At 64.2% G+C, this 14,318-nt stretch carries 15 protein-coding genes and 1 tRNA gene; 10 read left to right on the plus strand and 6 right to left on the minus strand.

The annotated features are described in order from the left end of the window. Nucleotides 1–93: 93 nt before the first annotated feature. Nucleotides 94–1,707 carry a phosphoenolpyruvate carboxykinase gene (locus tag FLL57_RS21490; RefSeq protein WP_013500109.1) on the plus strand — a complete coding sequence of 538 codons (1,614 nt, stop codon included), beginning with the start codon at nt 94–96 and terminating at the stop codon, nt 1,705–1,707. Between the two features lie 350 nt (nt 1,708–2,057). On the opposite strand, the gene fabI is transcribed toward FLL57_RS21490, so the two are convergent. From fabI to fabA, 3 genes are all read right to left on the minus strand, one after another. Then, nucleotides 2,058–2,870, minus strand: coding sequence for an enoyl-ACP reductase FabI (gene fabI / locus FLL57_RS21495; RefSeq protein WP_013500108.1), 813 nt, complete (start codon nt 2,868–2,870; stop codon nt 2,058–2,060). Nucleotides 2,871–3,044: 174 nt separating this feature from the next. Continuing rightward, a complete protein-coding gene (gene fabB, locus FLL57_RS21500; RefSeq protein WP_013500107.1) occupies nt 3,045–4,271 on the minus strand; it encodes a beta-ketoacyl-ACP synthase I in 1,227 nt (408 codons plus the stop codon). Nucleotides 4,272–4,337: 66 nt separating this feature from the next. Then, nucleotides 4,338–4,865, minus strand: a complete 528-nt coding sequence (gene fabA, locus FLL57_RS21505) for a bifunctional 3-hydroxydecanoyl-ACP dehydratase/trans-2-decenoyl-ACP isomerase (protein WP_013500106.1) — start codon at nt 4,863–4,865, stop codon at nt 4,338–4,340. Nucleotides 4,866–5,150: 285 nt separating this feature from the next. On the opposite strand from fabA, the gene irrA reads away from it, so the two are divergent. Continuing rightward, complete coding sequence (gene irrA / locus FLL57_RS21510; RefSeq protein WP_283805243.1) at nt 5,151–5,615, plus strand: iron response transcriptional regulator IrrA; 465 nt, start codon at nt 5,151–5,153, stop codon at nt 5,613–5,615. Between the two features lie 107 nt (nt 5,616–5,722). On the opposite strand, the gene FLL57_RS21515 is transcribed toward irrA, so the two are convergent. Then, nucleotides 5,723–6,229, minus strand: coding sequence for an SH3 domain-containing protein (locus FLL57_RS21515; RefSeq protein ID WP_085977246.1), 507 nt, complete (start codon nt 6,227–6,229; stop codon nt 5,723–5,725). A 252-nt stretch (nt 6,230–6,481) separates the two neighbouring features. Here FLL57_RS21515 and FLL57_RS21520 point away from each other — a divergent pair, with 252 nt between their 5' ends. The 6 genes from FLL57_RS21520 (at nt 6,482) to FLL57_RS21545 (ending at nt 12,114) form a co-directional block, all read left to right on the plus strand. Continuing rightward, a complete protein-coding gene (locus FLL57_RS21520; RefSeq protein ID WP_142883967.1) occupies nt 6,482–7,483 on the plus strand; it encodes a 2-hydroxyacid dehydrogenase in 1,002 nt (333 codons plus the stop codon). Nucleotides 7,484–7,602: 119 nt separating this feature from the next. Continuing rightward, nucleotides 7,603–8,988 (plus strand): cytochrome P450, encoded by a 1,386-nt coding sequence (locus FLL57_RS21525; protein WP_142883968.1) that lies wholly within the window; start codon nt 7,603–7,605, stop codon nt 8,986–8,988. A 137-nt stretch (nt 8,989–9,125) separates the two neighbouring features. After that, a complete protein-coding gene (locus FLL57_RS21530; protein ID WP_013500101.1) occupies nt 9,126–9,620 on the plus strand; it encodes a TerB family tellurite resistance protein in 495 nt (164 codons plus the stop codon). Between the two features lie 169 nt (nt 9,621–9,789). After that, the gene (locus FLL57_RS21535; RefSeq protein WP_047308014.1) at nt 9,790–10,569 is read left to right on the plus strand and encodes an SDR family NAD(P)-dependent oxidoreductase; all 780 of its coding nucleotides are present in this window, start codon (nt 9,790–9,792) and stop codon (nt 10,567–10,569) included. 151 nt (nt 10,570–10,720) lie between these two features. After that, on the plus strand, nt 10,721–11,221 hold the full coding sequence (locus FLL57_RS21540; RefSeq protein WP_142883969.1) for a nuclear transport factor 2 family protein: 501 nt from the start codon (nt 10,721–10,723) through the stop codon (nt 11,219–11,221). An 80-nt stretch (nt 11,222–11,301) separates the two neighbouring features. After that, nucleotides 11,302–12,114: an enoyl-CoA hydratase gene (locus FLL57_RS21545; protein ID WP_142883970.1), complete on the plus strand. Its 813-nt coding sequence runs from the start codon at nt 11,302–11,304 to the stop codon at nt 12,112–12,114. A gap of 334 nt (nt 12,115–12,448) precedes the next feature. Here the strand turns inward: FLL57_RS21545 and FLL57_RS21550 are convergent, their stop codons facing one another. Together FLL57_RS21550 and FLL57_RS21555 are read right to left on the minus strand one after the other, a co-directional pair. After that, entirely contained in the window at nt 12,449–12,793 is a 345-nt protein-coding gene (locus FLL57_RS21550; protein ID WP_142883971.1) for a hypothetical protein, read from the minus strand. A gap of 560 nt (nt 12,794–13,353) precedes the next feature. Continuing rightward, nucleotides 13,354–13,429: transfer RNA gene (locus FLL57_RS21555), tRNA-Ala, on the minus strand. Nucleotides 13,430–13,634: 205 nt separating this feature from the next. Between FLL57_RS21555 and FLL57_RS21560 the strand changes: the two genes are divergently transcribed. Both FLL57_RS21560 and FLL57_RS21565 read left to right on the plus strand, forming a co-directional pair. Then, nucleotides 13,635–13,925, plus strand: a complete 291-nt coding sequence (locus FLL57_RS21560; RefSeq protein WP_142884264.1) for a YggT family protein — start codon at nt 13,635–13,637, stop codon at nt 13,923–13,925. Between the two features lie 5 nt (nt 13,926–13,930). Beyond that, a complete protein-coding gene (locus FLL57_RS21565; protein ID WP_142883972.1) occupies nt 13,931–14,254 on the plus strand; it encodes a DUF167 domain-containing protein in 324 nt (107 codons plus the stop codon). Nucleotides 14,255–14,318: the final 64 nt, after the last annotated feature.

Raw genomic sequence — 14,318 nt, forward strand, 5'->3', positions numbered from 1 at the left:
GCAGGTATATACTGATGTGTACCGCGGCCGGTGATGCGCGTTGGCGGCAATCGCGCGATCGAGACAACGCGGATTCTTCAGGAGGGTCTATTCGTGCAAGAGACGGGCGTGCATAACGGTGCTTACGGCGCCGACAAATTCGGCCTCAAAAATCTCACAGGCGTGTACTGGAACTTCGGTGCACCCCAGCTCTACGAGCACGCGCTGAAGAACGGCGAGGCGGTGTTGTCGTCGGACGGCGCGCTGGTCGCGGACACCGGCGTGTTCACCGGCCGCAGCCCCAAGGATAAGTTCACGGTCCGCGACGCTACCACCGAAAATACCATGTGGTGGGGTGGTAATCAGTCGATTACCGCCGACCAGTTCGAGACGCTGTACCAGGACTTCCTCAAGCACGCCGAAGGCATGACGCTGTTCGCGCAGGACCTGTACGGCGGCGCCGATCCGACCTTCCGCATCAAGACCCGCGTTTACACCGAGCTCGCCTGGCACTCGCTGTTCATCCGCACGCTGCTGCGCCGTCCCGAGCGCGCCGAGCTGGAGAGCTTCGTTCCCGAGCTGACGCTGATCGATTTGCCGAGCTTCCGCGCCGACCCGGCGCGCCACGGCTGCCGCTCCGAGAACGTCGTCGCGATCGACTTCGCCCGTAAGATCGTGCTGATCGGCGGCACTCAGTACGCCGGCGAGATGAAGAAGAGCGTGTTCACCACGCTGAACTACTACCTGCCCGAGAAGGGTGTGCTGCCGATGCACTGCTCGGCCAATGTCGGCCCGAGCGGCGACACCGCGATCTTCTTCGGCCTGTCCGGCACCGGCAAGACCACGCTGTCGGCCGATCCGAACCGCACGCTGATCGGCGACGACGAGCACGGCTGGGGCAAGGACGGCGTCTTCAACTTCGAAGGCGGCTGCTACGCCAAGTGCATCAAGCTGTCGGCCGAGAACGAGCCGGAAATCTACGCCGCCTCGACCCGCTTCGGCGCCGTGCTCGAGAACGTCGTGCTCGGCGAGATCGACCGCAAGCCGGACTTCGACGACGGCTCCAAGACCGAGAACACCCGCTCCGCCTATCCGCTGGAGTCGATCCCGAATGCGTCGCTGACCGGCCGCGCCGGCCAGCCGAAGAACGTGGTGATGCTCGCCGCCGACGCGTTCGGCGTGATGCCGCCGATCGCCAAGCTGACCCCCGCGCAGGCGATGTACCACTTCCTGTCCGGCTACACCGCCAAGGTCGCCGGCACCGAGCGCGGCGTCACCGAGCCGACCCCGGAATTCTCGACCTGCTTCGGCTCGCCGTTCCTGCCGCGCGATCCGTCGGTGTACGGCAACATGCTGCGCGAGCTGATCGCCAAGCACAATGTCGACTGCTGGCTGGTCAACACCGGCTGGACCGGCGGCATCTACGGCACCGGCCACCGCATGCCGATCAAGGTCACCCGCGCGCTGCTGACCGCGGCGCTGGACGGCTCCTTGCGCAACGTCGAATTCCGCACCGATCCGTATTTCGGCTTCGCGGTGCCGACCGCGCTGCCGGGCGTGCCGAGCGAGATCCTCGACCCGGTCAAGACCTGGGCCGACAAGGCGGCGTTCGACACCACCGCGCGCAAGCTGGTCGGCATGTTCCAGAAGAACTTCGCCAAGTTCGAAGCGCAGGTCGACGCAGAAGTCCGCGCCGCCGCGCCGGACGTCAAGATCGCCGCCGAGTAAGCTCGACGACGATCGCTTCAAATACAAAGGGCGGCCCCTGGCAGGCCGTGTGAAAAGTCGAAGGCTCCGGTTTTTCCGGAGCCTCAGAGCGCTGACAAACCCCGTCGATTTTCGGCGGGGTTTTGTTTTTGGCGAGTGGCGCAGCGCCGGCTGTGTCAGCCTGGCACTGGAATCGGCCCGGGGGGCAGTGCGAGGGCAATCTTCTTGATGTTCTGGGCGGCGGCTGCCAGCACGCATTCCCAGCCGGCGCGCCGATGCGGCCCAGTCCAACCGACGCGTTCAGTCCTCACACAGCCTGCCAGGGGCCGCCCTTTCGCATGTGCGCGGGACTGCAGCGATAGGCGAGGAAGCTACTCGCCCGCCTTGTCGCCGCCCTTCAGCGCGTCGGGCTTCGGCATCAGCACGATGTTGTAGCCGGAATCGACGTAGTGGGTTTCGCCGGTGACGCCGCCCGAAAGATCGGAGAGCAGATACAGCGCCGAGCCGCCGAGTTCTTCCAGCGTGACGCCGCGGCCGAGCGGCGAGTGTTTTTCCATGAAACCGAACATCGCGCGCGAGTCGCCGATGCCGGCGCCGGCCAGCGTCCGCACCGGACCGGCCGACACCGCATTGACGCGGATGCCCTTGGGGCCGAGGTCGCAGGCGAGATAGCGCACGCTGGCTTCCAGCGCCGCCTTGGCGAGACCCATCACATTGTAGTTAGGCATCGCCCGCTCGGACGCGCCGAAGGTCAGCGTGATCATCGCGCCGCCGTCCGGCATCAGCGCCGCGGCGCGCTTGGCGACCTCGGTGAACGAGAAGCAGGAGATCACCATGGTGCGCGAAAAATTGGCGCGGCTGGTGTCGATGTACTGGCCGCGCAGCTCGTTCTTGTCGGAGAAGCCGATCGCGTGGATCACGAAGTCGAGCTTGCCCCACTTCTCCTTCAGCGTCTCGAATACCGCGTCGACGCTGGCGATGTCCTCGACGTCGCAGGGCAGCACCAGGTCGGAATTCAGCGACTGCGCCAGCGGCTTGACCCGGCGCGCCAGCGCCTCGCCCTGATAGGTAAAGGCGAGCTCGGCGCCGTGCGCCGCCAGCGTCTTCGCCATGCCCCAGGCGATCGAATGGTCGTTGGCGACGCCCATGATCAGCCCGCGCTTGCCCTGCATCAGTTGTTGCATTGTCGTCGCTCTCTGGTTCGGGCCTCATCCTGAGGAGCGCGCGCCAGCGCGCGTCTCGAAGGATGAAGCGGTCAACAACTCATGGTTCGAGACGGCGCCAACAGGCGCCTCCTCACCATGAGGGGCGTAGCACATGGATATGGCATCTCGCCGGGCCGGCGAGAGCCGCAGAAGTCACGCCTCCAGCCGCTTGAACACCAGCGTCGCGTTGGTGCCGCCGAAGCCGAACGAATTCGACAGCACGGCGCCGAGCTTGGCGTTTTCGACCCGCTTGCGCACGATCGGCATGTCGGCGAACACCGGGTCGAGCTCGGTGATGTTGGCGCTTTCGCAGATGAAGCCGTTCTGCATCATCAGCAGCGAGTAGATCGCCTCCTGCACGCCGGTGGCGCCGAGCGAATGTCCGGTCAGCGCCTTGGTGGCCGAGATCGGCGGGCACTTGTCGCCGGCGCCGAACACGTTGCGGAGCGCGTTGATCTCCGGCGGGTCGCCGGCCGGCGTCGAGGTCGCGTGCGGGTTGATGTAGTCGATCTTGATGCCGCCGGTGGTCGCCAGCGCCATCTTCATGCAGCGCTCGGCGCCCTCGCCCGACGGCGCCACCATGTCGTAGCCGTCCGAGGTCGCACCGTAGCCGATGATCTCGCCGTAGATCTTGGCACCGCGCGCCTTGGCGTGCTCGAGCTCTTCCAGCACCAGCACGCCGGCGCCGCCGGCGATCACGAAGCCGTCGCGGCTGATATCGTACGGACGCGACGCGGTGGCCGGAGTATCGTTGTACTTCGACGACATCGCCCCCATCGCGTCGAACAGCACCGACAGCGACCAGTCGAGCTCCTCGCAGCCGCCGGCGAACATCACGTCCTGCTTGCCCCACTGGATCAGCTCGTAGGCGTTGCCGATGCAATGGTTCGACGTCGCACAGGCCGACGAGATCGAGTAGTTGACGCCCTTGATCTTGAACCAGGTCGCCAGCGTCGCCGACGCGGTCGAGCTCATCGCCTTCGGTACCGCGAACGGCCCGACGCGCTTGGGGCCCTTGGTGCGGGTGATGTCGGCGGCTTCGACGATGGTGCGCGCCGACGGGCCGCCCGAGCCCATCACGATGCCGGTCCGCTCGTTCGAGATCTCGGACTCTTCCAGCCCGGAATCGGCGATCGCCTGCTCCATCGCGACGTGGTTCCACGCCGCGCCTTCGCCGAGGAACCGCATCGCGCGACGATCGACCACATCGGCCGGATTCAGCGTCGGTGCGCCCTGCACCTGCGAACGGAATCCGAGCTCGGCGTGCTTCTCGGCACGAGAGATACCCGGCTTGGCGTCGTACAGGCTCGCCAGAACTTCCTGCGTGTTGTTACCAATCGACGAGACGATCCCCATCCCCGTCACAACAACTCGTCTCATGTGATCGCCTCGTTCATTCCAGGGTCGTTCGCGGCTGGCGCGACGGCGCGCGACCAGCCCAACTCGCTAGCCACCAACCGGCTGCGCCGTCTGCTTGAACAGACCGACTTTCAGATCCTTTGCGCGGTAGATGATCTCGTCGTCGGCCGAAAGCCAGCCATCGGCAATGCCGAGCCACAGCTTCGAGCGCATCACCCGCTTGATGTCGACATTGTAAACGATCTTGCTGATGTGCGGCAGCACCTGACCGGTGAACTTTAGTTCGCCGAGACCGAGCGCGCGGCCCGGCCCTTCGCCGCCGACCCAGCCGAGAAAGAAACCGACCATCTGCCACATCGCATCGAGGCCGAGGCAACCCGGCATCACCGGATCGTTCTTGAAGTGACAGGCGAAAAACCACAGGTCCGGATTGACGTCGAGCTCGGCGCGAATGTGGCCCTTGCCGAATTCGCCGCCGTCCTCCGTGATGGTGGTGATCCGGTCGAACATCAGCATCGGCGGCAACGGCAATTGGGCGTTGCCGGCCCCGAACAATTCGCCGCGGCCGCAGGCCAGCAAGTCTTCATATTCGTAGCTGGAGCGACGGTCCCGCATGCGACGATGCCTTTTCTTGGTTCGATCGAGAGGATTTGGCCACCTCACGCGACCGGTTTTGAGTGCGTGCGCGAGGCGCGCCCGGTGAATGCGCGGGTCTGTAACATAGGCATATTGCCCCGCCTAGCGGCACCTCCGGGATCCTCCTTAAGCAAAACGACCGAGCCCCGCCAGTTGCGAGACGCTTGCACGACTGAGGAATGCTTCCTATAATCACAGGATGCAGTGCAAATAGTAGCGCAGCAGGGGTACGCAATCGTGGACATTGGTGAGCACGTAGCTTTTCTGCGAGAGGAACCGGCTCAGGAGGCTCATTCGCATGCAGAGCCCCGCCTGAACGGCTGTCCTTGGCACGATGTCAACGAGATGCTGCAATCTGTGGGATTGCGGCCGACCCGGCAGCGGATGGCGCTGGGATGGCTGCTGTTCGGTAAGGGCGACCGCCATCTCACGGCTGAAATGCTGTACGAAGAGGCCAGCCAGGCCAAGGTTCCGGTGTCGTTGGCGACGGTTTACAACACCCTGAACCAGCTCACTGAAGTCGGCCTGCTGCGGCAGGTCAGCGTCGACGGCACCAAGACCTATTTCGACACCAATGTGTCGGCGCACCAGCACTTCTATCTCGAGAACAACCACGAGCTGATCGACATTCCGAATGCCGATCTCGAGCTGAAGGCGACGCCGGAAGTTCCGGACGGCTACGAGATCGCGCGGGTCGACGTCGTGGTGCGGCTGCGTAAGCGCGGCTGAAGCCCCGGCTTGGAGCTATTCTTGGTGACGGTTTGGCCCGAGAGCGGTGAGCTCCCGGGCTTTTTCGCGTCAGCGCGCAGGCGCCGTTGTCCGCGGCACGGCCGCGATCAGTTGACCTGCTCGTCGGCGTACACGCCCCACAATTGCAGTTTCTCGATCCAGCCGTCGAAGCCGCTGCCGACGATCCTGCACCACTTCATGTCGCACCGCCTGACCTGCGCCACGACGCCGGCCTGCAACCGGGCCACCACGGCGCTGCCCGCAGTGGCGCGCTCGTAGAGCGGCGCCAGCTCGTCCTTGTCCTTCATGATTACCACCGCGGTGCGACGGCCCGACAGCAGGGAGTGATAGACCCAGCCTTCGGCCCCCTCGGAATCCCGCACCCGGCGCCAGTTCTCGAACTCGGCAGTGACCTCGACCGGCAGCCCGGCCCGGGTATAGACCCAGGCGACATCGTTGTCCTTGGTCGGGCCGACGCGGACATTGACGTGATCCGACTTAAGGCTGACGTATCGCGGCACCGGCAGTCCACTCGCAGACAACGGCGAGTCCTTGCCGGCCTGCGCGAAGCTGGCAGCACAAGTCATCGCACCTGCGAACGCCGTTACCGCCATCAGGTATTTCATCGTCATCGACACGCCTCTTGTCGCGGGATTTGCGGCGCGGCCGTCTCCGGCGAAACCCAGGGGTCCTTGTCTTGGCGCGGTCTTCTGCTAGAGAAGGCCGGAAGGCATCCGGTAACCCAAGGAACGGGAAGGGACCTCACGGTCGGACCGGCCCCTGTGGTCACGCTGCTGCGGGAGTGTCGAACAGACTGAGTTAACGGGGGCTAAACGATCTCGTTGAGCTCGTCAGAGAGCGTTGGAATGTCGGTTAAGAAAAAGCCTCTGGTCGTCGTCACCCGCAAGCTTCCGGACTCGATCGAAACCCGGATGCGCGAGCTGTTCGACGCCCGGCTGAATCTCGACGACGTGCCGATGACCGCCGAACAACTCGCCGAGGCGGCCCGCACCGCCGACGTGCTGGTGCCGACCGTGACCGATACCATCACGGCCGAGATGCTGAACCAGCCGGATTGTCAGCTCAAGCTGATCGCGCATTTCGGCAACGGTATCGACAATCTCGATGTCGCTGCGGCGCATGCGCGCGGCATCACCGTCACCAACACCCCGAAAGTTCTGACCGAAGATACCGCCGACATGACCATGGCGCTGATCCTGGCGGTGCCGCGCCGGCTGATCGAGGGCGCCGCGCTCTTGACCGATGGCGGCGACTGGCCCGGCTGGTCGCCGACCTGGATACTCGGCCGCCGGCTCGGCGGCAAGCGGCTCGGCATCATCGGCATGGGGCGGATCGGCCAGGCGGTGGCCCGGCGCGCCCGCGCCTTCGGCCTGCAGATCCATTACCACAACCGCAAGCCGGTGGCGCCGCGGATCGCCGACGAACTCGGGGCGACCTACTGGGATTCGCTCGACCAGATGCTGGCCCGGATGGACATCATCTCGGTCAACTGCCCGCACACGCCGGCGACCTTCCATCTGCTGTCGGCGCGGCGGCTCAAGCTGATCCGCAAGGACGCCTTCATCGTCAACACCGCGCGCGGCGAGGTGATCGACGAGGAGACGCTGACCCGGCTGATCGAGAGCGGCGACATCGCCGGCGCCGGGCTCGACGTCTACGAGCACGAGCCCGCGGTCAACCCGAAGCTGGTGCGTCTCGCCAAGCACGGCAAAGTCGTGCTGCTGCCGCACATGGGGTCGGCCACCATCGAAGGCCGGGTCGAGATGGGCGAGAAGGTGATCATCAACATCCGCACCTTCCTGGATAATCACAAGCCGCCGGATCGCGTCCTGCCCGGGATGCTCTGAAGCGTTCCCGGCCGCCTTGCTGCGGCCGAACGCCTCGCGCGTCGGTTCCGCGCAACGCCTTCTCGCCGCCCGTTTCGCACACTACCTTCGTCGGGTGACGATCAGGGAGTGTGCGCCAAGTGAGCATCGCCGTCATCGACGACAGGCCGGCGTCCCGTGCGCCGCTGATCCCGCCGACGCCGCCGCGCGCGCCGGACGACATCTCGGCGCTCGGTCGTCTCGCGGCGATTCGTCACAATGCGATCGCGAGCTGGGGCGACCGGGCCTACCAGGACGATATCGTCAAGGGCCGGTTCTTCACCCACGCCAGCTACATCCTCAACGCGCCGGACGCGATCCGGCACGTGCTGATCGACAACGCCGACAATTATCGCCGCACCGCGACCGGCATCCGCGTGCTGCGGCCGATGCTTGGTGACGGGCTGCTGCTCGCCGAAGGGCGCGCCTGGAAGCATCAGCGCCGGACCCTGGCGCCCGCCTTCACGCCGCGCGCGGTCGCCACGCTGGTGCCGCACATGCTGTCCGCGACCGAGGAGGCGATCGCCGGGCTGCACCGCAATGCCGGCGCGCCGGTGGATCTGCGCGAGGCAATGCAGCATCTGGCACTGGAGATCGCCGGGCGGACGATGTTCTCGTTCGAGATGGGCACCCACGGCCGGGCGTTGCGCAGCTTCGTGATCGACTACGGCACCCGGCTGGCGAGCCCCCGGTTTCTCGATCTGCTGCTGCCGCTCGGCTGGCCGACCCCGCAGGACATCGCGCGGGCACGGTTTCGCCGGCGCTGGACCCGGTTCGTCGGCGAGCTGATCGCCGCGCGGCGCGCCTCGGGCAAGACGGCGGACGCGCCGCCGCGCGATCTGTTCGAACTGATGCTGGCGGCGCGCGACCCGGAAACAGGCGAGGCGTTCAACGACGCCCAGCTCGGCGATCAGGTCGCCACCATGATTCTCGCCGGGCACGAGACCACCGCGACCGCGCTGTTCTGGGCCTTGTATCTGCTGGCGATGGACCGCGAAGCGCAGGACCGGCTCGCCGCGGAAGTCCGCCGGCTCGGCCCCGGCGCGGTGGAGATCGAGCGCCTGCCGTTCACCCGCGCGGTGCTCGACGAAACGCTGCGGCTGTATCCGCCGGCGTTCCTGATCGTGCGGGAAGCAGCCGGTCCCGATCAGGTCGCCGGCTTCGCCGTCCGCAAGCACGACGTGATGCTGATCGCGCCGTGGCTGCTGCATCGGCATGAAAAACTCTGGCACGAGCCCGATGCCTTCGTTCCGGCGCGGTTCCTGCCGGGCGCCGCGCCGCCGGACCGGTTCGCCTATCTGCCGTTCGGCCTCGGTCCCCGGGTCTGCATCGGCGCCCATTTCGCGCTGGTCGAAGCGACGCTGGCGCTGGCGAAGATCGTCGGCACGTTCCGGATCGAGCTGATCGATACTACCCCGGTGATGCCGATCGGGGTCGTCACTACCCAGCCGGATCGATCGCCGTCGTTCCGGCTGACCCCACGCTGAGCATGGCGACGGCTCCAGGCCGGTCGTTCATTACCCAACCGTCATGGAACTCCCCGGAACCGCGTCAGCATTGCGGGCGTTCCCTTTCCACGCCATAGAACGACGAGCCGTCGCCCCCCATCGAGAGACGAGAGACGATGCTGGACAAACTGCGCCAATTCATCACCGACGTCGTCGCCCCGAGCGCACCGGAAGAACTGACGCTCGACGAAGGCGGCTACCGCCTCGCCGCAACCGCGCTGCTGATTCATGTCATCTCGATCGACGGCGATCCGTCCGAGGTGGAAAAGCAGAAGCTGCATTCACTGCTCGAACAGCGCTTCGGTCTCGATGCGGCGACCGCGACCCGGTTGATCGCGTCGGCGACGCTGATCGAAGGCGAGGCCGTCGACCTTTACCATTTCACCAGCGTGATCATGCGTTCGGTCAACGAGCAGGGCCGGCTGCGGATCGTCGAAATGATGTGGGAGCTGGTCTATGCCGACGGCGCCGTGACCGAGTTCGAGGAAAACGTAGTGTGGCGCGCCGCGGATCTGCTTGCCGTCTCGACCCGTGACCGCGTCAATCTGCGTCAGAAGGTCGCCGCGGCGCACGACATGCAGACGGTCTCCGAGGTCGATCCCGCCAACTAACCGGGTGTCCGGTTCCGCGCAGTAACAGTCGAACCCGTCCCACTGCCGGCTACGGCCGGTAGAGGAGGCGCTGACGAGCATGGGTCTTGCACGCTGCTTGCTTCCCGCCTAAGGCCTTGGTTGTTCCGCGGAGGGCCGTTTGGCCAATCTGAAACATGAGTTTCCTGTCGTGACTGAACGAGTGACTTTGATTACAGGCGCCTCGGCCGGAATCGGTGCCGAACTGGCGCAAATTTTTGCAGACAATGCTCATCGCGTGGTCCTGGTGGCGCGGCGCGGCGAGCGGCTCGAGACCCTCGCGGCGGACATCCGCGCCAAGGGCGGCCCGGACCCGATCGTGATTGCCTGCGATCTGGGCAAGCCGGACGCCGCCGAGCAGATCGCCTCGACGCTCGCAGCAGCCGGCGTCGAGGTCGAGTACCTCGTCAACAATGCCGGCTACGGACTGTTCGGCCGCGCCGTCGAGCTCGATCGCGAAGACCAGCTCGGGATGATCGACCTCAACATCCGGATGCTGACCGATCTGTCGTTCCGCTTTGCCGACAGCATTGCCGGGCTGCGCGGCGGCATCCTCAACGTCGCCTCGATCGCCGGCTTCATGCCCGGCCCCGGCATGGCTGTGTACTACGCGTCCAAGGCCTATGTGCTGTCGCTGACCGAGGCGCTGCATCAGGAGCTCGGGCCGAAAGGCGTGCGGGTGACCGCATTGTGCCCCGGCCCGGTGCCGACCGAGTTTCAGCAGCGGGCAGGCTTCGAGCCGGGCTTCGACAGCGCCGTGCTCAATGTTTCGCCGGCGGAAGTTGCGCGCCAGGCGTATCAGGGGCTGATGCACAACAAGCGGATCGTGTTGCCCGGCCTCGGCGTCAAGATCGTGCCGTTCCTGCTGCGGTTCTTCCCGCGCGGCTTCATCGCCACCGCGGTCGGCCGCTTCCAGTTGCGTCGACGCTAGATGAACTCCGGTTCTGACACAGCCAGAACCGGCGAGCCGGATGACCTGTCCGACGCGTTTTCTTCGACCAACCGGTTTCCAACCCGCTCGAAAACACTCTAGTCTCTCCGCCAAGTCTCGGCGCTCACGACCGAGGCAGCCAGGGGGATGCATGACGAGCGAGGAGTTCGCGCGGCTGCTGGAGAGCTTGACCCGCGCGGCGGAATCCGGCGACGGCGCAGCGTTCGCCGGCCATTTCACCGAAGACGCGACGTATCACGACTACATCTACGGCCCGCACAGCGGCCGCGCCGAGATCGCCTCGATGATGCAGGATCTGTTTCATCGCGACGCGACCGATTATCGCTGGGAAATGTTCGATCCGGTCTGCAACCACGACCTCGGCTACGCCTGGTCGCTGTCGAGCTTCACCTCGACGGTGCCCGACTTTGCAGGCCGACGCGTGGTGATCGACGGCATGAGCCGGTTCGTCCTGCGCGGCGGCCTGATCGCCGAGTACCGCGAGTCTGTGAACGGCGGCGTGGCGATGGCGCAGCTCGGCGTCGCGCCGGAGCGGATGGCCAAAGTCCTCCGCAAGTGGAGCGGCTGGCTGCAGCAGCGCCCCGAAACCCGGGACTATCTGGCCCGGCCCAAAGGCTCGCGCCGGAACTGAGATTTATCGCCCGCGGCGGGCGACAACGCGCACGGACTAAGTCTTTGCGCCCAACAACAATCAACAAAGGGAGGACGCCGTTGAGCTATCAGGACATCCTGTATGAGGTCGAAAATCGGATCGCGACCATCACGCTGAACCGGCCGGGCCGCATGAATGCGTGGACGCCGGTGATGGAACGCGAGGTACGGACCGCGATGCAGCAGGCCGCCGCGGACGGCGAGGTCCGCGTCATCGTGCTGACCGGCGCCGGCCGCGGCTTCTGCGCCGGGGCCGACATGCAGGTGCTGCAGACGATCGATCCGTCCGATGTGCGCCGCGCCGCCGATCTGCCGCCGTTCGATATGAACCGCCGGGCCGACTGGCAGACCCGCTACGCGTTCTATCCGTCGATTGGTAAGCCGATCATCGGCATGCTCAACGGCGCCACCGCCGGCATCGGTCTGGTACACGCGCTGTATTGCGACGTCCGCTTCGCCGCCGACTCTGCGGTGTTCACCACCGCCTTTGCGCGGCGCGGCCTGATCGCCGAGCACGGCATCTCCTGGATGCTGCCGCGGATCGTCGGCCACGCCAACGCGCTCGACCTGCTGCTGTCGGCGCGCCGGGTTTCGGCCGACGAGGCACTGCAGATGGGGCTGGTGAACCGGCTGTATCCGGCCGATCAGCTCCGCGAACAGACCTACGCCTACGCCCGCGACCTCGCCGACAATGTCGCGCCGAAGTCGATGCAGGTGATCAAGCGGCAGCTCTACGAGGTGCCGTTCCAGACCCTGGCGGAAGCGACCAGCGAGGCCAATCGCGAGATGGCGATCTCGCTCGCCAGCGACGACTTCAAGGAAGGCGTTGCCAGCTTCGTCGAAAAGCGCCCGCCGCAGTTTAAGAGCGCGTGAGGGTCGCGCGAAGTCGGCATGTGACCGAAGAACTCTATCTTGGGTGCCCAGATCGCCCGAGGGCAGGCGCGAGTGTCTCGATGCATGGTCGCGAAGGCTTACCGGCCTGCACCGTTCCTTGATGCGAGCGGTGCCGCCAGCTTGCTCGCCATGAGCGACAAAGTCGTTCATACGGTGACGTCCGGCGGGAGCTCAAAAATACGGCCGCGGTGTCGGACTCCGGCCAACACCTTGCACGTTCTACTGAAGGGCGTTGAAAATGTCGTGTTGACTAAGAGCTCAAAGGATCCAAGCGGAGGACTAATGGGATTCGTAGAGAGCGACGTTCTCTCGTCTACCAAAAAAAATAAAGGGTTGCAGCTAGCAACCCGCCGGCAAATATTGTTCCCGCGAGCCTTTCTCGTCGCAAATCTTGCCGAAAAAAATGGTCGGAAAGCTTAGCTGTCACGAACAGAAATGTACCAAAACCGGCAGCGACATATACACGGCCATCAATTGCATCATAGCTTGGTGTTTGAAAGAGCAGCACTCCCGCCACTATCATGCAACCGATGCCCGATAGAACCGCTAAGCTACTGTAAGTTCCCGATTCAACCCCTGCGAGCACCAATCCGACAAGCGCAACGCATAACAGCAAAAGCATGATGCCAAGATAGGCGTACAGAAATCCAAAAATCATAGACGAAAACCCATCCGACCAAATTGAAAACTAATCCACGCAATCCAGATCATGAAAGGCACGATGGTCCATACAATTAGTCGCCCCGCCCACCAACGGAGAGATCGGTAACTATCCGAGCTGTCGGCGTACCAATCAATAATATTGTTGGCAACAAGACCAAACATTAGCAATATGCTTCCATACAAAAGGTAATCTCGCAGTCCACTAACACCTAGAAAAAGGACCGGGACGCTCATCGGGACAGCAATTGATCGAGTGGAGGTCAGTGCACCGTGCAGGGTGCGCGGCTCAGACATTACGCCTCTAACGACCTGAACGATAAATATGAGCGGGACGCTGAAAAAAGCCAAAGCGTAGAGCAAAGGGACGGCTCCCCAGTAGAAGCTTTTCGAAAGAGTTGCGTTGGAAATTAGGGAAGCGCCAGCAAGTCGAAATTGCGCTACATCAAATCCCAGAAGGTCGTCATTCGACCGGGAACGTTCTATACAAGACAGAGCTGACTTTTTCTGCAGGAGCGGAACCTAGGAAATATCACCAAACGAAGCTTTGCACTCCGGTGGTGGAGCCAGGCGGGATCGAACCGCCGACCTCGTCATTGCGAACGACGCGCTCTCCCAGCTGAGCTATGGCCCCTCCGCGGTCGGTGCGCGGGGCACCGATCAGCGAACGTCGCCATTTACAGTGCCGGCGAACGCCAAGTCAAGAACGTGATGGCGGATTGTGACAACACGTCATCGTCTCTCGGCTTAATTGCCTTGAGTTCCCTTGTTTGGGCGGGGTCGAAACGATATTTACGGCACAGCCCTCCCGCGCTCGAACCCGCGAGTGTTTCGTCGCCATGCGCCCTATCGTTTTCGTCCTGATTCAGGCTATCAACCTTTACATGTACCTGTTGATCGCATCAGCGATCATGTCTTGGCTGGTTGCATTCAATGTCGTAAACACGCGCAATCAATTCGTGGGCATGATTGCGGACTTTCTCTATCGCATAACTGAGCCTGTTCTGAGGCCAATTCGCGAGAGACTTCCCAATCTTGGTGGCTTGGACGTCTCACCGCTAGTGGTGTTTTTCGGTCTCTGGATCGTCCAGCTCTACATAGTCGAGTATATCTACCCCAACGTTCCATAGTTTCGATGGAAGCTTGGCGGTATTCAGCTCAGGGCGTCGCGGTAGCGGTGCGGGTCACCCCGCGCGGCGGCCGCGACGACATCGACGGGCTGGAGACGCTGTCCGACGGCCGGCCGGTGTTGAAAGTGCGGGTCCGGGCGATCGCCGATGGCGGCGAAGCCAACCGGGCGGTGACGGAGCTGCTGGCCAAAGCGGTCGGCGTGCCGAAGCGCAATGTCAGGCTACTGTCGGGCGCGACCTCGCGGCAGAAGCAGATCGCGATCGACGGCGATCCAAAACAGCTCGGCGAGGTGTTGCGCCGCCTGGTGGCGGCCAAGCCCGCCGAATAATCACCCGGGAGGCCCGCGAGGGCGATCCACCGTTCGCCTCTCCGCTCCGGAGAGGCTTTTTCAT

It is taken from the genome of Rhodopseudomonas palustris (assembly GCF_007005445.1).
Classification (GTDB): domain Bacteria; phylum Pseudomonadota; class Alphaproteobacteria; order Rhizobiales; family Xanthobacteraceae; genus Rhodopseudomonas; species Rhodopseudomonas palustris_G.